Origin of the sequence: Sporosarcina beigongshangi (assembly GCF_033485195.1) — a bacterium.
Classification (GTDB): Bacteria; Bacillota; Bacilli; order Bacillales_A; family Planococcaceae; genus Sporosarcina; species Sporosarcina beigongshangi.
The window spans coordinates 102,821-122,523 of the sequence record NZ_JAWLIR010000018.1 but is presented as its reverse complement, the minus strand read 5'-3'; the positions used below and the strand labels follow the sequence as shown (position 1 = coordinate 122,523).

Sequence of the window (19,703 nt, the reverse complement as noted above, 5' to 3'; positions counted from 1 at the left end):
TGTTTTTACATGCTGTAAAAAGTATTGTAAGTATAGAATTATCAATTATAAGATGAGGGAGTTTGATTGAGATGGTCGAAAAACAATTTACAGTAACGGATAAAGCAGGTATTCACGCACGTCCAGCAGCAATGTTAGTAAGTGTGGCAAACAAATTTGTATCAGATGTAAATTTAGATTTTGGTGGCAAAAATGTTAACCTAAAATCTATCTTAGGCGTTATGTCTTTAGGAATTGGTCACGGCGAAACTTTCAAACTAAATGCAAATGGCGCAGATGAACAGGATGCTATTAATGAATTGGCGAAAACTTTGAAAACTGAAGGACTTGCTGAATAATGAGCCTGTTAAAAGGAATTGCTGCATCTAGCGGCATTGCAATTGCAAAAGCATACTGTTTGGTAGAGCCTGATTTATCCTTTAGTAAAAAAACGATTGAAGACAGTGCAACGGAAGTTGCACGTTTTCAATCTGCACTAGCTACTTCGAAAAATGAGTTAGAAGCTATTCGTGATATTGCCGAAAAAGAGCTAGGCGCAGATGATGCGGCCATTTTCAATGCACATGTGTTAGTGCTAACAGATCCAGAGTTAATCGGACCAATTGAAGAGAAGATTACAACGGAACAAGTTAATGCTGAGTTCGCTTTGAAAGAAACGTCAGATATGTTCATTTCGATGTTTGAGCAAATGGATAATGCATACATGCAGGAACGTGCGGCGGACATTCGAGACGTCACGAAACGATTGCTGTCACATTTACTAGGCGTTAAAATTGTTAACCCAAGTATGATTTCTGAAGAGGTTGTTGTCATCGCAGAAGATTTAACGCCTTCAGATACTGCACAGTTAAATCGACAATTTGTTAAAGGCTTCACAACTGACATCGGCGGTAGAACATCCCATTCCGCTATTATGGCTCGCTCGTTGGAAATTCCAGCGGTTGTCGGAACACAAGAATCGACGAAGCTGATTCAAGACGGTGATCTAATAATTGTTGACGGATTAAATGGAGAAATACATATTAATCCTAGCGCTGAAGTGGTTGCTGACTACGAACGTAAACAGCAACAATTTGAGCAGCAAAAGGTAGAATGGGCCAAGCTGGTCAATGAAAAGACGATAACAGCAGACGGTCACCAAGTAGAACTGGCTGCCAATATTGGTACGCCAGAAGATTTGGTCGGTGTTGTGAATAATGGTGGAGAGGGCGTTGGGCTCTACCGTACTGAGTTTTTATATATGGGCAAGGACCAGCTGCCAACAGAGGAAGAGCAGTTCGAAGCCTATAAAAAGGTTTTACAAGGAATGGAAGGTAAGCCGGTTGTTGTACGTACTCTCGATATCGGGGGAGACAAAGAACTGTCTTACTTACAGCTACCTGAAGAGATGAACCCATTCTTAGGCTTCCGCGCAATTCGTCTATGCTTGGAAGAACAAGATATTTTCCGCACACAGCTACGCGCATTGTTAAGAGCAAGTACATTTGGGAATTTGAAAATTATGTTCCCGATGATTGCAACGCTCGGTGAATTCCGCCAGGCGAAAGCGATTTTGGAGGAAGAAAAACAAGCGTTACTGGCAAATGGTACAGTAGTTGCAGAACATATCGAAGTCGGTATCATGGTGGAGATTCCATCAACTGCCGTTCAAGCGGATGTCTTTGCAAAAGAAGTTGATTTCTTCAGTATCGGAACGAATGATTTAATCCAATATACATTTGCGGCAGACCGTATGAACGAACGCGTTTCTTACTTGTACCAACCTTATAATCCTGCAATTTTGCGCCTCGTGAAGATGGTCATCGACGCTGCGCATAAGGAAGGGAAATGGGCTGGCATGTGTGGAGAAATGGCAGGCGACGAAATCGCTGTCCCATTATTGATTGGCCTAGGACTCGACGAGTTCTCTATGAGCGCCACATCCATTTTACCAGCACGTACACAAATTAAGAAATTGAAGAAAAATGATATGGTTGAGCTCGTGAACGAAGCACTTCAGATGGGAACAGCTGAAGAAGTTGTGCAAGCTGTTAAAGCACGCACTAGTTTGTAAAGTTGAACACAACAAAAGGCGGTATCCTCGAATGATTAATCATTCAGGGATACTGCTTTTTTGTGTTTCGGGCATGTTGAATTTAGGAGCAGCTCCTGACTGACATCCGCTGAATGAAGATATGCATATTCTATTATTCTAGTAATTGTTAAACAACCAGAAATTGGACGCTAATAGAGACTCACTAACATGCTACTATGAAAAAGCACTATGAATATACATAAGAAGTGCAACCCAGCATTCTTGCTATCTATTTCAAGGAGGAAAATAGTCAATGTCTTATACAACAAAGTCTTATAGTAAATTTATAGCAACAGCGGCAACTGCAACACTAGTTGCAACAGCGGTTGTTCCAACTGCATCTGCTGCATCTTTCACAGATGTAAACAAAAATTATACAGATGCAGTTAATTATTTGATTGCTACTCAAATTGCAAAAGGTATAAGCGATACAAAGTTTGGTACAGACGCTTCTATTAAACGCGGTGATGCTGCGGTTATGATTGCTAATGTACTTGAGCTTGATGTGAACAATGCACCGGCGTCTACTTTTGTAGATTTGAACAGCCGTGTAGAAGGCGCTGTTAATGCATTACATCATGCAGGCGTCATTAATGGGAAAACTACAACTACGTTTGCACCAAACGATTCCGTTACACGTGCAGAAATGGCAAAAATTCTTGCAGGTGCTTATAAATTGAATGGTGAAGGCGTCGCCAACGAATTCACAGATGTCAACAGCAACTGGGATACTTACGTGGATGCTTTGTTGAAAAATGGTATTACAAAAGGAAAAACAGCAACTACATTTGGAGCGACAGCTAACGTAACGCGTGGAGAATTCGCTTTGTTCATGTTCCGTGCGAAGGATATTAACGCAGAAGACACATTTACTGAGGTTACATCTGTTGAAACGACGACAAAACTAGTTGATGTGAATGCCGAAGGACAGCATCTTGCATTTACAGTGAATCAAGGTAAAACGGTTACGTTACAGCAACTAACTGAAGCTGGTTATTCTGTAGAATTCCGTTCAACAACACCAGCAATCTTGAAAGATAAGAAAACGGGCGAACTGAATAAATCAGCACTTTCAAAATTAAACTCATTCAATTATCAAGTCGTTATGACGAAAGAGGATTTAACAATTGAATCTCTAGTGACTTCTGTCAAAGTAGAGGACTTTGCGAAATCTGTTGCCTCTCTCGATAATCATAAGCTTACTGCGAACGGTGTAAACCTAGTCAGTCAAACGCTTGTATTAGGTGAAACAGGTAGTATTAGTGGTGTGAAAGGAACATCATGGACAGGTGTTGAACTTAACTTTGATGACAATAAAAATTTAACATTTGAGTCCTCTGACACTTCTAAAGTACTTGTGAATCAATCTGGAGTCATTACTACGGTATCAGCTGGGAATGCTGTAATTACAGTTACTGTAAAAGATACTGATATTAAAATGGCGATTGCTGTTACTGTGGCGACCGAAGCACGGAAAGCGGATAAAGTTACAACAGACGCGACGAAAGTTGGGTTACTTACAGGGAAATCCCAAGATGTTGCGTTAACAGTAACGGATCAGTACGGTGATTTCTTCCAAGACTTCTCAGCGGACGATTTTGCAGTAAAAGATGATACGAAAACTATTGCAAACGTAAAAGTTGAAGCTGATAAAGCGCTAGAAGGAAAATATAAAGCAACGGTTACTGCGACTAAGCAAACAGGAACAGGTACACTTGAAATTAAAAAAGGTGATGTTACATACCTTTCTCTTCCAATTACAGTTGGATCGAACAATGAAGTTGCAAGTCGGAAATTAGAGCTTCAGGACAGTAAGACAGATGCTTCTCTTGACTTAAATCTTATCCAAAAAGATAAAACTGTCACATTCGTTTATAATAAATACAATGCTGATGGAATTTTAATCGGTCCAGAAACGGCTATTGGAACTTCTGGGAAAAAGTATACAGTAGCTGCTTCAAACGATAATGTGACTGTGTCGGTGAAAGATGGAGTTATTACTGTTACAGGTGCAAAAGCTGGTTCAACAACGCTTACCATAAAAGAAGGAACGATTAACCGTGCTTCTGCAACGGTGACTGTACAAAATACAACTCCTTCTATTGAAAGTGTAGAGTTTGCAGCAAGCACAGTAACTAAAGCATCAGCAACATTGTCAGAGCTATTGACTGCAGAAGGTGTGAAATTAACATCTACTGATAAAGTTTCTTTTGATTATAATGAAGGAAAGACAATTCTCTTTGTTGAAACAGCAACTGAAGCGGATGGCTACACTGTAGGTAAAGATGTCCTTTTAGGGACAATCGATGCAGTATCAGCTGATTTAGGAGCAGTGACATTCACAGAAGAAGGATTAATAAATATCGATGCTAAAGTACTTGAGGTTGGCAATAAAGGTACATTTGCCCTTCGTGTCCTTAATACTACTAATAAAGTTATGGGAACAAACACAATTACAGTTGACGTAAAATAATTGTAAATACTCGAATCAGATGCTCGTTTAGGCGTTTGGCAGTACAGGTATTCTTCAACCGAATAACGGTTGGGGGATACCTGTTTGTGTTTTGTCACAACTTAGTAACTAATCGTGTGAACAGTTTGTGAAAGCTTTAGCTACTTGTTTGACAATAGGATTCTATCAGCTATTATTAAAAGAGTAAGCAGTGATAATCGTTCTCAATAAATAGTTCGAGTGAAGAAAAATTATTTATTACAGGGGGATAGAGCAGCTTACCCAGTAGAAGGTTTATTGGAAGTAAGGAGGTATCGTTTGTGAAAAAAAAGGTAGTACTTCCGTTTTTCATAGCCGTACTTGCTAGTATGATAGCTGCTGTGCCGCTATCTGTTGCGGCTGATTTAGCTGATGGTACATACGCTGTAGAGTATGAGATGCTACAGGCTGAAAATGACTCGGTGTCTATTGCCAATGATTATTTCGAGAAACCAGCAACAGTCACTATTGACAATGGCGAGCAGTTTGTACAATTCACAGTGAACCGTAGTGAATGGGTGAAGTCTCTTACAGTAGCAGCTGGGGATTCGTTTGTCGATGTGGATGTCGTCAGTGAAAATCCAGAAGATGATCAGCGAGTCATTGCATTTAAAGTGGATGGAGATATTTCACAGCCTGTTCGGATGCAAATGCATATCGTAATTGAAGATATGGAGCCGGTGTATGATCACAAGTATTCCGTTCGGTTGGATTTCGATGAAGAGGCAATGCAAGAGACGGACGCGCCTGCTGTTGTCGTAAAATCATCTGAATCAAAAGCTAGTGGAGCAGAGCAAGATAAACCGGCAAGCAGCAAAGCATTTATATATATCATCATCATCGCTGCAATCGCTGTTGTTGCCATTATTTTTGTACGTAAGTCGAGTTCATCGCGTAAAACAAAAAAATAAAACGATATCAAAGGAGATAAATTAAATGAAAAAGTCAATTATGATGTTACTTTCAGCACTACTCGTTGTATTTTCAGTATTTCCGGCACTTCAGTCACAAGCTGCTGAAGTGACTACGCAAGAGGTTGAGGTAGCATTTGACGTATTAAAAGCAGATAGTGACGACAAGTCTACTGCAGGGGATTTTGTGAAAAGTCCAGCAAAAATGGTTGTTGAAGACGGAAAGACTTATGCATACGTAACACTACAGCAAGCTAAGTTTTGGCAGTCATTAAAAGTGCAAAAGACACAACCAGGTACATTTACAGAAGCTAATTTTGTAGATGCGGTTGTCGTTAGTGAAGATGCAACAGCAAATACTAGACTTGTAAAATTTGAAGTGCAAGATGTTACAAAGGTTTTGAATGTTAAAGCGCATATTATTGTTACAGGTGTCCCAGGGATTGGCGAGTATGACCATACCTATGATCTCCGTTTGAAATTTGACGGCAGCACAGCCCCTACAAAGCCAGAGGCACTAAAAGATGGCGCATACACAATTGGCTTTGAAGCATTACATGAAAAAGAAGATAAGGCATCATCAATGGCTAGATATATCGATGCATCGGCAGCTCTTACAGTGAAAGATGGTAAAAACCTAGTTTCATTAACATTAACAAATAATAAACAAATTACAGCATTCCAAGTCGCACAAGGCGATCAATTCCTGGATGCGACTGTTGTTAGCACTGATACAAAAGCCGATACAAGAGTTGTTGCATTTGAAGTGGCTGATTTCTCAGCACCTATTCATACGAAGGTGATGGTATCTGTACCAGAACAAAACTATACAGGTAACCATGTTGTTCGGCTTGCTTTTGATCAAAAAAGCATCAAAGTAGCAACTGAAGTAGAAAAACCAGCAGCGTTGAAAGACGGCGCGTATACTATTGGTTTAAAAGTCTTGCACGAAAAAGAAGATAAAGATTCTTCAATGGCTAGATTCATTGAAACACCAGCAGCTCTTACAGTGAAAAACGGTAAAAACCTTGTAAGTTTAACATTAACGGATAATGAACAAATTACAGCATTCCAAGTAGAAAAAGACGGTAAAATGGTAGATGCAACTGTCGTTAGCGTAGATGAAAAAGCTAACAAAAAAGTCGTTACATTTGAAGTTGCAGACTTTGCTGTAATTACGAATGCAAAGGTAACAGTATCTGTGCCAGCGCAGAACTACACGGGTAACCATGTCGTTCGTCTTGCATTCGACAAAGCAAGCATTAAAGCAGACACAACTCAAAAACCAGTAGAAGTCATTAAAGTTCTATTCAAAGACATCGATCAATCATTTGCGAAACAATATATTGAAGCACTTACTGCTAAAGGAATTGTAAAAGGAAAAACAGCGACAACATTTGCTCCGGACGATCAAATTACAAGAGCACAATTTGCTGTTATCCTGTCACGTGCACTTGAGCTTCCAACACAAGGTTTTGAAGGTACATTCTCTGACGTATCCAAAAACATGGCTTGGGCTAACGCTGAAGTCGAAGCAGCAAATCGCGCAGGCATCGTTAAGGGGGCAGGTAACGGAAAGTTCCTTCCGAATGAACCGATTACTCGTCAACAAATGGCAACAATGATCATTCGTGCAATTGAATACAAAGATGCAAGCCTATTAAAAGGCGTAACTACAAAAGTATCATTTGCCGATACAAAAACGCTAAGTGCTGAGGCGAAAAAATCAATCGATTTGGCAGCAGGCCTTGGTATCATTAGTGGAAAAGAAGTAAAAGGTCAAAAAGTATTCGAACCACAAGCAGACGCAACACGTGCACATGCGACTAAAATGGTTTATCAGCTAGTAGAAAAGCTTAAATAATACTTTCTAACCCATCATGAATAAGCACTCGATCAATGCCGGCGTCACTGTACTTAGTGACCGCCGGCATTGTAGCGATTGCCGGAGAAAAAGTTCCTTATAAAGGAGAGATTTTAATTTGAAGAAAAAAATGATTGGCCTAGTCGCCATTTTATTTACGTTATTGACCCTACTCCCTACATTTATGCCCCTAAAAGCCGTAGCGGCATCACCTTATGCTGATGGTGAGTATTCGGTGCCGTTTAGTGTGTTAAAAGATACGGGCAGTGAGCCTTCAGCTACAGCGGAATATGTGGTGAGTCCGGCAAAACTGACTGTACAAAACGGCAAGATGCATATCATCATGACCTTGAATAATAGCTCCTGGTGGCAGTACTTTAAAGTGAACGGTACTGATGTACAAGTAATCAGTGAAGATGCGGCAAATGATAAACGTGTTGTACGATTTGAAGTGAAGGATTTAACACAATTAGTCGGCGCGAAAATTCATATTATCGTTACGGGAATTCCTGGTTTTAATTATGACAATAAATATGACATCCGTTTCAAATTTAACGTTACTAATATACCTTTAGCGCCTGTCGTTGAGAAACCAACACCTAAACCTGCTGAATCCGAAAAGGTGACGACTACGCCGTCGGCAAAACCAGCGGATACAAAAGTAGAGAAGAAACCAGAAGTAACGACAAAAGCAGAAGAAAAACCTGTACCTTCTAAAGAGGAAGTTGTTAGCCAGAAAACAGAAGAACCGGTCGTAGAAAAAGAACAAGCACCCACTGAAGCAGTTGAGCCGACGGAGTCTGTGGATGCCGAAGCAACGGTTAATAAAGAGAGTGCGGAAGAAGTAGAACTAGAAGTTGAAGAAGTACCTGAAGTGACAGCGGAATCGGCTGTTGAAGAAGTAGAAGCTATTTCAACATCAAATGCTAGTCTGATATGGTTCATTATTGTTATCGCAATTGTTCTGGCTAGTGCTGTAATACTATTCATAAGAAAACGAAAATCATAATTAACCCGGGCCTTGATTCGACATCAAGACCCTTCTTTAAGGAGTGGATCACAAGTATGCGGAAAGCACTTTATACAATGAGCTTGCTGATAATCGTCGTGTTGGCTGGTTGTTCATCACAAAATGAGGCGGAGGCTATTGATCCGACAGAGGATCGCATTGTCGCCACGACAGTTGCTTTGACAGAAATTATGGATGCACTTGAACTCGATTTAGTCGGTATTCCATCGAGTTATAAGGATTTACCAAAGCGTTATGAAGACGCTAAAGAAGTGGGCAATCCGATGAGTCCTGATATGGAAATGCTACTATCGTTGAAACCGACGGAAATACTATCTGTCACAACGTTAAAATATGATTTGCAAGAGATGTTTGATGAGCGGAACATTGACATGACCTATGTCAATTTGGAAAGCATCGATGCGATGCACAGTGAAATTTTAAAAATGGGCGAAAAATATGATCGTCAAACACAGGCGCAGGCGATTGTTGATCAATTTGAAACGAAAGTTGCTGAGATTGAGCAAGTAGCAGAAGGGCAAGAGCAACCCACCGTTCTAATCTTACTGGGGATCCCCGGCAGTTATCTTGTTGCAACCGAGCATTCTTATATCGGCGACCTTGTAAAGCGCAGTGGTGGGAAAAATGTCATCACTGGGGAGGACGTCGAGTTTTTATCATCTAATACGGAATATTTACAGCAAGCTAAACCAGATATTATTTTAAGGGCGGCCCATGGTATGCCCGATGAGGTCATTAAAATGTTTGATGATGAATTCCGAACGAACGATGTGTGGAAGCATTTTGAAGCTGTGAAAAATGACCGCGTTTATGATTTAGACGAACTTCTATTTGGGACAACGGGCAATCTAGCAGCTGTCGAAGCATTGGATGAGTTGCAAAAAATGTTGTATCCATAATTAAAGGTAGGGAAAATGATGTTTGCTAAAAATAAAAAAATGCTTAGTTTTGCCAGCGTCATCATACTACTCGTCATTGTCATTATTCAATCAGCCATTACGGGTAGCATAAAAGTTACACCGTTCGAGCTCATTCAAGGCTTATTTACGGGTACAAATGATGATGTAGCAATTATTAAAGATTTGCGACTGCCTCGTATTATCATTGCTTTGTTCGCAGGTGCAGCTTTGTCAGTAGCGGGTGTATTGCTACAAGCGGTTATGCGTAATCCTCTAGCTGACCCAGGCATTATCGGTGTTTCTGCGGGTGCAGGGTTTATGTCTATACTGGTCGTGGCTTTATTCCCAACGTTGTATTTCTTTGTGCCACTATTCGCCTTTTTAGGCGGAGCATTGGCGTTTTTCCTTGTCTATTCACTCTCTTGGAAATCAGGGCTTGATCCGTTACGCATGATTTTAATCGGGATTGCGGTCAATGCTTTATTCACTGGGCTTAGTCAAGGGTTAGGGTTTAGTGGCGGCGCATTGACGCAGTCCCTGAGTCAGACGCTGACCTCGACGTTGACGATGAAGAAATGGAGCGATGTCGATGTCATCGTTTTATATGGCACCATTGGGCTTGTGCTAGCGTTTGGTGTGTATGCATGGTGTAATTACTTGGCGTTAGAAGATCGAACAGCGAAAAACTTAGGCGTCAATGTCAATTTGGCACGCTTTGTCATTTCGTTAGTCGCAGTTCTGCTCGCATCTGTTGCAACATCCATTGCGGGACTCTTTGCCTTCGTCGGACTTCTTATCCCACATATTGGCCGTTCACTTGTCGGTACGGATCACAAAGTCCTTATCCCGTTTTCAGCCTTGGCAGGAGCGTTACTCATTTTAACAGCTGATACACTTGGCAGAACAATGATCGCACCGAATGAAATTCCCGCATCTATTATTATGGCCGTCATCGGAGGACCTTTCCTCATATTCTTACTAAGAAAGAGTGATCGTATTTATGGACATTAAGGATATTACTTTTTCGTACGATAAAAAAGTCAATACGCTACATAGTGTCACAAGTACAATCGATAGTGGGAAAATTACAACGATCATTGGACCGAATGGCTGCGGCAAATCAACGCTGCTTGGCGTCATCTCGAATAATTACCATCCGCAAAGTGGTCAAGTACGATTAGATGGTAAAGCACTTACAGACTTTAAACCGAAGGAATTGGCGAAGAAATTAGCCGTTGTCCATCAGCAAAATAAGGCACCTTCTGATATGACCGTTGAAAAGCTAACGAGCTATGGGCGAATACCTTATAAAAATCTGTTCTCCACAACGACAGAGGAAGACGAGCAAGCCGTTGAGTGGGCACTTGAGTGTACGAACTTGACGGACAAAAGAAAAGTTCCGATTGACGAGTTGTCAGGTGGTCAAATGCAGCGCGTGTGGATTGCGATGGCATTGGCACAAAAAACACCCTATCTATTTTTAGATGAACCGACGACTTATCTCGATATTTATTACCAATATGAGCTACTGGAATTAATTAAGAGCTTAAATCGTACACATGGCATGTCGATTGTCATGGTGCTGCATGATATTAACCAAGCCATCCGCTATAGCGACACCATCATTGCAATGAAAAATGGACAAGTCGTTGTGAAAGGTGAGCCAAGCGAAGTGATAACGGCGAAAACAGTGAAAGAGATTTATGGCGTTGACGTTGTCGTAAAAACAGGTGAGCAGACAGGAATGTACATTGTTCCTGTCGGCATATGAAATTAAATAGGCAGACACCATTTCGATGATAGAGATGGTGTTTTTTTTTGCGCTGTTAGCATTTTGTTGGAGACTTTCGCAAAATGGTTAGAGAGTTATCAAGTTTCGTTGAAAGCTTTCATGTTTTAGTTGGACACTTCGAAGATTTTGTTGGAAACCCAGCATATTGTTGCACACTTTCACAAAATGGTTGGAGAGTTATCAAGTTTTGTTGGAAGCTTTCATGTTTTAGTTGGACACTTCGAAGATTTTGTTGGAAACCCAGCATATTGTTGCACACTTTCACAAAATGGTTGGAGAGTTATCAAGTTTTGTTGGAAGCTTTCATGTTTTAGTTGGACACTTCGAAGATTTTGTTGGAAACCCAGCATATTGTTGCACACTTTCACAAAATGGTTGGAGAGTTATCAAGTTTTGTTGGAAGCTTTCATGTTTTAGTTGGACACTTCGAAGATTTTGTTGGAAACCCAGCATATTGTTGCACACTTTCACAAAATGGTTGGAGAGTTATCAAGTTTTGTTGGAAGCTTTCATGTTTTAGTTGGACACTTCGAAGATTTTGTTGGAAACCCAGCATATTGTTGCACACTTTCACAAAATGGTTGGAGAGTTATCAAGTTTTGTTGGAAGCTTTCATGTTTTAGTTGGACACTTCGAAGATTTTGTTGGAAACCCAGCATATTGTTGCACACTTTCACAAAATGGTTGGAGAGTTATCAAGTTTTGTTGGAAGCTTTCATGTTTTAGTTGGACACTTCGAAGATTTTGTTGGAAACCCAGCATATTGTTGCACACTTTCACAAAATGGTTGGAGAGTTATCAAGTTTTGTTGGAAGCTTTCATGTTTTAGTTGGACACTTCGAAGATTTTGTTGGAAACCCAGCATATTGTTGCACACTTTCACAAAATGGTTGGAGAGTTATCAAGTTTTGTTGGAAGCTTTCATGTTTTAGTTGGACACTTCGAAGATTTCGTTGGAAACCCAGCATATTGTTGCACACTTTCACAAAATGGTTGGAGAGTTATCAAGTTTTGTTGGAGGCTTTCATGTTTTAGTTGTACACTTCGAAGATTTCGTTTGGGACCCAGCATTTGGTTGCATACTTTCACAAAATGGTTGGGGAGTTATCAAGTTTTGTTGGAGGCTTTCATGTTTTAGTTGGACACTTCGATGATTACGTTGGAAACCCAGCATTTAGTTGCACACTTTCACAAAATGGTTGGCGAGTTATCAAGTTTTGTTGTACGCTTTCATGTTTTAGTTCGACACTTCGATGATTTCGTTGGAAACCCAGCATTTGGTTGCACACTATACACATTTCGTCTCGAATTGTGGCTCTCGTTACAGCTACAATTCGAAGTGCATAAAAAGTGCCAGTGCTTGGATTAGGTGCCTAGAGTACACATAGTAAAAAAAACTTTTAATCTTGAGAAAAAATCTTGTATGCAATATATCGCGGTATGTCGGGATTTGTAAGCGCATTCAATCAAACTCACTATTTGTAATTGGCTAATTATTTAAAAAAGACTGTTGACTCTAGTAGAAATCCAAGATATGATGGCTTCAATCCAATATTAGTTCGTGATTCAAATCACAAACTTTTAAACAAAAACGAGTAATCATACAAAATATATGAACGATGAAGAATTGAACTTTATTTTTCAATTAATATGTGAGTGATTTGATTAGGAGAGAGTGCGAATGAGAAGTGACATGATAAAAAAAGGTGTGGATCGCGCACCTCACAGAAGTTTGCTCTACGCGACTGGTATAAAAACAAAGGATTTAGAGAAACCGTTTATTGGTGTCTGTAACTCATATATTGATATTATTCCGGGACATAAACACCTAAACAAATTCGCGGAAATTGTTAAAGAAGCCATTTGGGAAGCCGGCGGGGTTCCGTTTGAATTCAACACAATTGGTGTTGACGATGGTATTGCGATGGGACATATCGGTATGCGGTATTCATTGCCAAGCCGAGAGCTCATTGCCGATTCAGCAGAAACGGTCATTAACGCACACTGGTTTGACGGTGTGTTCTACATTCCAAACTGTGACAAAATCACACCAGGAATGCTAATGGCGGCGGTTCGTACGAATGTCCCTTCTGTCTTTGTATCTGGCGGTCCGATGGAGGCCGGCGTATCAGCGGAAGGAAATGCATTATCGCTCACTTCAGTATTTGAAGGGGTCGGCGCTTACAAGGCAGGCAAAATGACTGCCGAAGAACTTCTCGATATTGAAAACAATGCTTGTCCAACATGTGGCTCATGTTCAGGGATGTTCACAGCGAATTCCATGAACTGCTTGATGGAAATGGTCGGTCTTGCACTTCCAGGAAACGGAACAATTGTAGCTACTTCAAATGAACGTCATCGTCTCATTAAAGAAGCAGCTAAGCACTTGATTCGAATGGTAAAAGAAGATGTGAAGCCGCGTGACATCGTTACAAAAGAAGCCATTGACGATGCATTCGCTTTAGATATGGCGATGGGTGGTTCAACAAATACAGTTCTCCATACATTAGCCCTTGCACATGAAGCAGAAATTGATTATAACGTTCATGATATTAACGTAGTGGCAGAGCGCGTTCCTTATTTAGCGAAAATTATGCCAGCTTCAGACGTTTCAATGGATGATATTTTTAGAGCAGGCGGCGTAAGTGCAATTATTAATGAATTAACTAAAATACCAGGTGCTATTCACCCTGACCGTATTACGATAACAGGCAAAACGATTGGTGAAGATGTGGCAGATTATCCGATTCTCAACGACAAAATCATTCGGACGAAAGATAATCCGCATAGCAAGGTCGGTGGCTTATCCGTTCTATTCGGAAACATCGCTCCAGATGGTGGAGTCATTAAAGTAGGTGCTGTTGATCCGTCGATTAAAGAATTCCGTGGTGAAGCAATCGTCTTTGAATCACAAGATGATGCACAAGAGAACATCGATAATGGCACTGTACGCGAAGGTCATGTCGTGGTCATTCGTTACGAAGGACCAAAAGGTGGACCAGGAATGCCAGAAATGCTTGCGCCGACATCCGCAATTCAAGGACGCGGTTTAGGCACGAAGGTAGCCCTCATTACTGACGGACGATTCTCCGGAGCTTCTCGTGGGATTTCAATCGGACATATATCACCAGAAGCTGCTGATGGTGGGCCAATCGCACTTGTTGAAAATGGCGACATCATCGCGATTGATTTAATAAATAGAACAATTGAACTCGAAGTTGCCGATGAAGTTTTAGCAGAACGTAAATCGAACTTACAACCGTTCGAACCGAAAATTAAAAAAGGCTGGTTAGCTAGATATTCAGCACTTGTGACATCTGCAAGTACTGGTGGCGTAATGAAAATTTAACTTTATTCTGCCGAGGTACAATTGAATAAATTAACTCGTTGATGAGGTAAAAGTGGTTGGAATTCGTATTCACAGAGAGCCGGTGGTGCTGAAAGCCGGTAATACAACCAACCGCGACATCCCCTCGGAGTGGATTGCTGAAACTAATGCAACAATAGGCAATCTCGGGCGTAGAGAAATCTGTGCTCGTTAGCAACGAATAGACTCGTCTATTCATAAGGTAGCGAATTTGCTACGAACAAGGGTGGTACCATGAAAAGCTTTTTCATCCCTATGTAAAGAAGGATATTTCTTTGCGTGGATGAAAAGCTTTTTTTATTTAATGAATTAATTGATTATTTAAATAACCATAAAACAGTAAGGAGGAGTTTGTAGATGAATGCTGGAGTTCAAGCGAAGCAAGTAACAACTGAAATGGCACCGGAAACTGTGACTGAACAACAAACAAACCAACCGAAAGATGGGTCGGCTGTTCTTATTCAAGCATTGAAGGACCAAGGTGTCGAAGTAATTTTCGGCTATCCTGGTGGGGCTGTTTTACCGATTTATGATGCGCTGTATAAAAACCCTATTTCTCACATACTTGCTCGTCATGAACAAGGTGCGATTCATGCGGCGGAAGGTTATGCACGTGTTTCTGGAAAACCTGGCGTTGTCATTGCAACATCTGGTCCAGGAGCAACGAACCTAGTGACAGGTATTACGGATGCGATGATGGATTCGTTACCGCTAGTTGTTTTCACAGGTCAAGTTGCAAGCTCGGTTATTGGGACGGATGCCTTTCAGGAAGCCGATATTATTGGGATCACGCAACCGATTACGAAGCATAACTACCAAGTGAATAACATGGCAGATTTGCCAAGAATCATAAAAGAAGCATTTCATATCGCTTCAACAGGGCGTAGAGGCCCAGTTCTAGTCGATATCCCGAAGGACATTGCAACTGGATTGTTCGTGCCAGTTGAAGATGCGGATACAGAAGTCAATTTACCGGGTTACCAGCCGACAACGACTCCAAACTTTTTACAAATACAAAAAGCAGCACAAGCTATTTCCCAAGCGGAAAAGCCACTTATCCTTGCAGGTGCCGGTATTCTTCACGCACAAGCGATGGACGAATTGAAAGAATTCGTAGAAAAACATCAAATCCCGGTGACCAATACGCTTCTTGGGCTAGGGGGCATCCGTGGCGATCACGAATTATTCCTTGGAATGGCGGGTATGCACGGAACGGTCACTTCCAACATGGCACTTTATAAATGTGACGTGCTTATCAATATTGGTGCACGCTTCGATGACAGGCTGACGGGCAATCTAGAAAAGTTCGCTCCAAACGCAAAAGTTATTCATATCGACATCGACCCTGCTGAAATCGGTAAAAACGTTCCAACGGAAATTCCGATTGTGGCAGATGCCAAAGAAGCATTGCGAGCGCTTTTAAAACAACAAATTACTGTAACAGAAACAGCTGATTGGCTAGCGTACTTAAAAGAGTCAATGAAGGAATATCCTCTATGGTACAACACCGATGACAATGCTTTACTTGCTCAACAAGCAGTAGAAATCATCCACCGAGTAACGAATGGAGATGCCATTGTCTCGACAGATGTCGGCCAGCATCAGATGTGGGCGGCACAGTATTATCCGCTGAACAATCCAGATCACTGGGTAACTTCAGGTGGACTTGGAACAATGGGATTCGGCTTCCCTGCAGCAATCGGCGCACAAATTGCAAAGCCGGATAAACGTGTTGTTGCCATTGTTGGAGATGCGGGCTTCCAAATGACTGCACAGGAATTATCTTTACTGCAAGAGCTTCGTATTCCAGTCAAAGTTGTAATTTTAAACAACGAAGCACTTGGCATGGTTCGCCAATGGCAGGAGACGTTTTACGAGGAACGCTACTCACAGTCCTTGATACCTGTTCAACCTGATTTCGTCAAACTGGCAGAAGCCTATGACATTAAGGGGTATCGAATCAACACATTGGAAGAAGCTGAAACAGTATTCCGAGAAGCACTTTTGTCGGATGAACCCGTTTTGATTGATTGCCGAGTGAAACGATTAGAAAACGTTTATCCGATGGTAGCGCCAGGTAAAGGCGTACATGAAATGATTGGGGTGAGCCCGAAATGAGAAGAGTCATTACTGTAACGGTTATTAATCAAAGTGGTGTTTTGAACCGGGTCACGGGTCTATTGATGAAAAGGCAGTTCAACATTGAAAGCATTACTGTCGGTCACACAGACCAGCCCGACAGGTCCAAAATGACGTTCATCGTCAATGTGAATGATGAACAAAAAATTGAGCAGCTCGTTAAACAGCTATCCAAACAAATTGATGTCTTGAAAGTCAATGATATTACAGACAAATCCATTGTTATGCGGGAGCTTGCTTTAGTAAAAGTCATTTCACCGCCTCATGTTAGAAGTGAAATGAACAGCATCATCGAGCCATTCCGGGCGAGAATTCTCGACTCTAGTAAAAGCGTGGTGACCTATCAAGTCGTCGGTCATCCGGAAAAAATTGAAGCATTCATTGAATTGCTCAAACCATACGGCATCAAGGAATTGACGCGAACAGGTGCAACAGCGATGACACGCGATATGCAAAAAATCCAGTCACCACAGTTATCGATTTTAAAACAGTAACGAAGAATTCATGGTATACCCATATGATTCTATAAAAAAACAAACAACCTACTAGGAGGAAATTAAAATGACAAAAATGTACTATAACCAAGATATCAACGAGGCAGTTCTACAGGATAAAAAAATCGCGGTAATCGGATACGGTTCACAAGGTCACGCACATGCTCGTAACCTGCAAGATTCAGGATTTAATGTAGTTGTTGGTGTACGTCCAGGTAAATCTTTTGATCAAGCGAAACAAGATGGTCTTCAAGTAACAACTGTAAAAGAAGCTGCAGAGCAAGCAGACTTCATCATGATCCTATTGCCAGATGAAAGGCAAAAACAAGTTTACGAAGAAGAAATTGCTCCAGCTCTTACAGCAGGAAAATCACTTGTCTTCGCACACGGTTTTAACGTTCACTTCGGCCAAATCAAACCGCCAGCGGATGTTGACGTATTCCTAGTTGCACCAAAAGGACCAGGACATCTCGTTCGTAGAACATTTGAAGCAGGCGCAGGTGTACCGGCATTGTTCGCCATCTATCAAGACGTATCTGGTAAAGCGAAAGACGTTGCACTTGCATACGCAAAAGGTATTGGCTCTGCACGCGGTGGGGTTCTTGAAACAACATTTGAAGAAGAAACAGTTACGGATCTATTCGGTGAGCAAGCAGTCCTTTGCGGTGGCTTAACATCACTCGTAAAAGCAGGATTTGAAACACTTGTAGAAGCAGGTTACCAACCAGAGCTTGCTTATTTTGAAACATTGCACGAAACAAAACTAATCGTTGACTTGATGTATGAAGGCGGAATGGCAGGCATGCGCTACTCCATCTCAGATACAGCTGAGTGGGGTGACTTCGTTTCAGGACCACGCGTTGTCGATGCAGATACAAAAGCACGCATGAAAGATATCCTAACTGACATCCAATCAGGTAAATTTGCGAAGGAATGGATTGAAGAAAACGAAAACGGTCGTCCAAACTTCAATCGTATTGAACAAGCAGAAGCGAAGCACCAAATCGAAGAAGTGGGTCAAAAGCTTCGTGCAATGATGCCATTTGTGAATGAAGGTGCCAAAACAAAAGAGGAAGAAGTGGTGGGCAGTGCGAAAAATTGACATATTTGATACAACACTTCGGGACGGCGAACAATCAGCCGGCATTAATCTAAATACGGCTGAGAAATTAGAAATTGCCAAACAGCTTGAACGATTCGGGGCAACAATTATTGAAGCAGGGTTTCCTGCTTCATCCCCGGGTGATTTTGAAGCGGTTCAACGCATTGCGAATACGGTAAAGAATTCGACAGTGACAGGTCTTGCTCGGGCGATGAAAAGCGATATTGAAACGTCATGGGAAGCACTTCGTGGTGCGGAACAACCTCATTTACACGTATTTTTAGCAACATCACCCATTCACATGGAATACAAGCTGCAAAAAACACCCGATCAAGTGGTAGACATTGCAGTAGAAGCTGTGAAATATGCACGTAAGTTTTTCCCGACTGTCCAATGGTCAGCAGAGGATGCATTCCGCTCCGATTGGGAATTCCTCGTTCGCATTATCAATCCAGTCATTGCTGCAGGTGCAACAGTGATCAATATTCCCGACACAGTCGGCTATGCTACGCCACAAGAATACGGCGCATTGTTCAAGTACTTGAAAGAAAATGTGACAGGTATCGATAAAGTAAAACTATCTGCACATTGCCATAATGACTTAGGGATGGCTGTCGCCAACTCCATCGCCGCGATTGAAAACGGTGCGGATCAGGTGGAAGGGACAATTAACGGTATCGGTGAACGAGCTGGAAATGCGGCACTTGAAGAAATTGCAGTTGCGCTACATATCCGCAAAGACTTTTATGGTTTTGAAACAGGTATTAATTTGCAGGAAATTAAACGCACAAGTCAGCTTGTAAGCCAATTGACGGGCGTTGTTATCCAACCGAATAAGGCAGTCGTAGGGAAAAATGCTTTCGCACACGAATCGGGTATTCACCAAGACGGTTATTTGAAAAATCGTCAAACGTATGAAATTATTACACCCGAACTAATCGGTGATAAAACGGAGCCATTGGCACTTGGTAAGCACTCTGGACGTCATGCCTTCAAGGATCGTGCCATTACGATGGGCTTTGAATTAAATGATGAGAAATTAAACCAAGCGTTTGCGGAGTTCAAAAAACTTGCAGACCGTAAAAAAGAAATTACAGAAGATGATTTGTTCGTTTTATTCACAGATCAACAAATTAAATATAAAGATACACCTGTCTATGAATTGATAAATGTCCAAGTGCAGTACGGGACAGCTAATATTCCGACAGCGACTGTTTCAGCGATTGAACCGAGTGGTGAAGAAATTACTGTTTCAGCGACAGGTGCCGGATCAGTGGAGGCTATTTTCAATACAGTGGAACAGTTGGTCACAGGAGAAGTCCATATTCTTGATTATCGTGTAACATCGATTGGCAAGGGACGCGATGCACTCGGTGAAGCTGTTGTTAATTTAAGCATTGATGGTGAAGTGTCTATCGGGCGTGATGTTGCACAGGATGTATTGCAAGCGTCTGCTAAAGCTTATTTAAATGCCATTAACAGACATTTGATGAAAAAAGCAAATCCAGTGAGAACAGCTGTATCTGAATTAAATTAAAAC

14 protein-coding genes and 1 other annotated feature are annotated in these 19,703 nt (G+C 41.4%); all 14 genes read left to right on the top strand.

All coding sequences use genetic code 11. From position 1 onward, the window contains the following. The first annotated feature begins 71 nt into the window (after positions 1–71). Entirely contained in the window at positions 72–338 is a 267-nt protein-coding gene (locus tag R2B77_RS10460) for a phosphocarrier protein HPr (protein WP_203245845.1), read from the top strand. Further along, complete coding sequence (ptsP, locus tag R2B77_RS10455; RefSeq protein ID WP_212391033.1) at positions 338–2,053, top strand: phosphoenolpyruvate--protein phosphotransferase; 1,716 nt, start codon at positions 338–340, stop codon at positions 2,051–2,053. The genes R2B77_RS10460 and ptsP overlap by 1 nt, the downstream gene beginning before the upstream one ends. Positions 2,054–2,327: 274 nt before the next feature. Beyond that, on the top strand, positions 2,328–4,547 hold the full coding sequence (locus R2B77_RS10450) for an S-layer homology domain-containing protein (RefSeq protein ID WP_203245846.1): 2,220 nt from the start codon (positions 2,328–2,330) through the stop codon (positions 4,545–4,547). Positions 4,548–4,846: 299 nt separating this feature from the next. Beyond that, a complete protein-coding gene (locus R2B77_RS10445) occupies positions 4,847–5,476 on the top strand; it encodes an NEAT domain-containing protein (RefSeq protein WP_203245847.1) in 630 nt (209 codons plus the stop codon). Between the two features lie 25 nt (positions 5,477–5,501). Next, positions 5,502–7,340, top strand: coding sequence for an NEAT domain-containing protein (locus tag R2B77_RS10440; protein WP_203245848.1), 1,839 nt, complete (start codon positions 5,502–5,504; stop codon positions 7,338–7,340). A gap of 118 nt (positions 7,341–7,458) precedes the next feature. Then, complete coding sequence (locus R2B77_RS10435; RefSeq protein ID WP_203245849.1) at positions 7,459–8,349, top strand: NEAT domain-containing protein; 891 nt, start codon at positions 7,459–7,461, stop codon at positions 8,347–8,349. A gap of 56 nt (positions 8,350–8,405) precedes the next feature. Beyond that, positions 8,406–9,269 carry a heme ABC transporter substrate-binding protein IsdE gene (gene isdE / locus R2B77_RS10430; protein ID WP_203245850.1) on the top strand — a complete coding sequence of 288 codons (864 nt, stop codon included), beginning with the start codon at positions 8,406–8,408 and terminating at the stop codon, positions 9,267–9,269. An 18-nt stretch (positions 9,270–9,287) separates the two neighbouring features. After that, a complete protein-coding gene (locus R2B77_RS10425; protein WP_212391035.1) occupies positions 9,288–10,280 on the top strand; it encodes a FecCD family ABC transporter permease in 993 nt (330 codons plus the stop codon). Beyond that, on the top strand, positions 10,270–11,040 hold the full coding sequence (locus R2B77_RS10420) for an ABC transporter ATP-binding protein (RefSeq protein ID WP_203245851.1): 771 nt from the start codon (positions 10,270–10,272) through the stop codon (positions 11,038–11,040). Before R2B77_RS10425 ends, R2B77_RS10420 begins: the two co-directional genes overlap by 11 nt. Before the next feature lie 1,702 nt (positions 11,041–12,742). Then, a complete protein-coding gene (ilvD, locus tag R2B77_RS10415) occupies positions 12,743–14,410 on the top strand; it encodes a dihydroxy-acid dehydratase (RefSeq protein WP_203245852.1) in 1,668 nt (555 codons plus the stop codon). Positions 14,411–14,439: 29 nt separating this feature from the next. Beyond that, positions 14,440–14,686: a binding site (T-box leader), on the top strand. 138 nt (positions 14,687–14,824) lie between these two features. Next, complete coding sequence (gene ilvB, locus R2B77_RS10410) at positions 14,825–16,546, top strand: acetolactate synthase large subunit (protein WP_203246561.1); 1,722 nt, start codon at positions 14,825–14,827, stop codon at positions 16,544–16,546. Further along, on the top strand, positions 16,543–17,061 hold the full coding sequence (gene ilvN / locus R2B77_RS10405; protein WP_203245853.1) for an acetolactate synthase small subunit: 519 nt from the start codon (positions 16,543–16,545) through the stop codon (positions 17,059–17,061). Before ilvB ends, ilvN begins: the two co-directional genes overlap by 4 nt. A gap of 67 nt (positions 17,062–17,128) precedes the next feature. Further along, positions 17,129–18,163, top strand: a complete 1,035-nt coding sequence (gene ilvC / locus R2B77_RS10400; RefSeq protein ID WP_203245854.1) for a ketol-acid reductoisomerase — start codon at positions 17,129–17,131, stop codon at positions 18,161–18,163. Further along, a complete protein-coding gene (locus R2B77_RS10395) occupies positions 18,150–19,700 on the top strand; it encodes a 2-isopropylmalate synthase (protein ID WP_203245855.1) in 1,551 nt (516 codons plus the stop codon). The genes ilvC and R2B77_RS10395 overlap by 14 nt, the downstream gene beginning before the upstream one ends. Positions 19,701–19,703 lie beyond the last annotated feature (3 nt).

Excerpts from the sequence above, each read along its gene's own strand:
- R2B77_RS10460 (WP_203245845.1), top strand. The coding sequence starts at position 72 with ATGGTCGAAAAACAATTTACAGTAACGGATAAAGCAGGTATTCACGCA.
- ptsP (WP_212391033.1), top strand. The coding sequence starts at position 338 with ATGAGCCTGTTAAAAGGAATTGCTGCATCTAGCGGCATTGCAATTGCA.
- R2B77_RS10450 (WP_203245846.1), top strand. The coding sequence starts at position 2,328 with ATGTCTTATACAACAAAGTCTTATAGTAAATTTATAGCAACAGCGGCA.
- R2B77_RS10440 (WP_203245848.1), top strand. The coding sequence starts at position 5,502 with ATGAAAAAGTCAATTATGATGTTACTTTCAGCACTACTCGTTGTATTT.
- isdE (WP_203245850.1), top strand. The coding sequence starts at position 8,406 with ATGCGGAAAGCACTTTATACAATGAGCTTGCTGATAATCGTCGTGTTG.
- R2B77_RS10425 (WP_212391035.1), top strand. The coding sequence starts at position 9,288 with ATGTTTGCTAAAAATAAAAAAATGCTTAGTTTTGCCAGCGTCATCATA.
- R2B77_RS10420 (WP_203245851.1), top strand. The coding sequence starts at position 10,270 with ATGGACATTAAGGATATTACTTTTTCGTACGATAAAAAAGTCAATACG.
- ilvD (WP_203245852.1), top strand. The coding sequence starts at position 12,743 with ATGAGAAGTGACATGATAAAAAAAGGTGTGGATCGCGCACCTCACAGA.
- ilvB (WP_203246561.1), top strand. The coding sequence starts at position 14,825 with ATGGCACCGGAAACTGTGACTGAACAACAAACAAACCAACCGAAAGAT.
- ilvN (WP_203245853.1), top strand. The coding sequence starts at position 16,543 with ATGAGAAGAGTCATTACTGTAACGGTTATTAATCAAAGTGGTGTTTTG.
- ilvC (WP_203245854.1), top strand. The coding sequence starts at position 17,129 with ATGACAAAAATGTACTATAACCAAGATATCAACGAGGCAGTTCTACAG.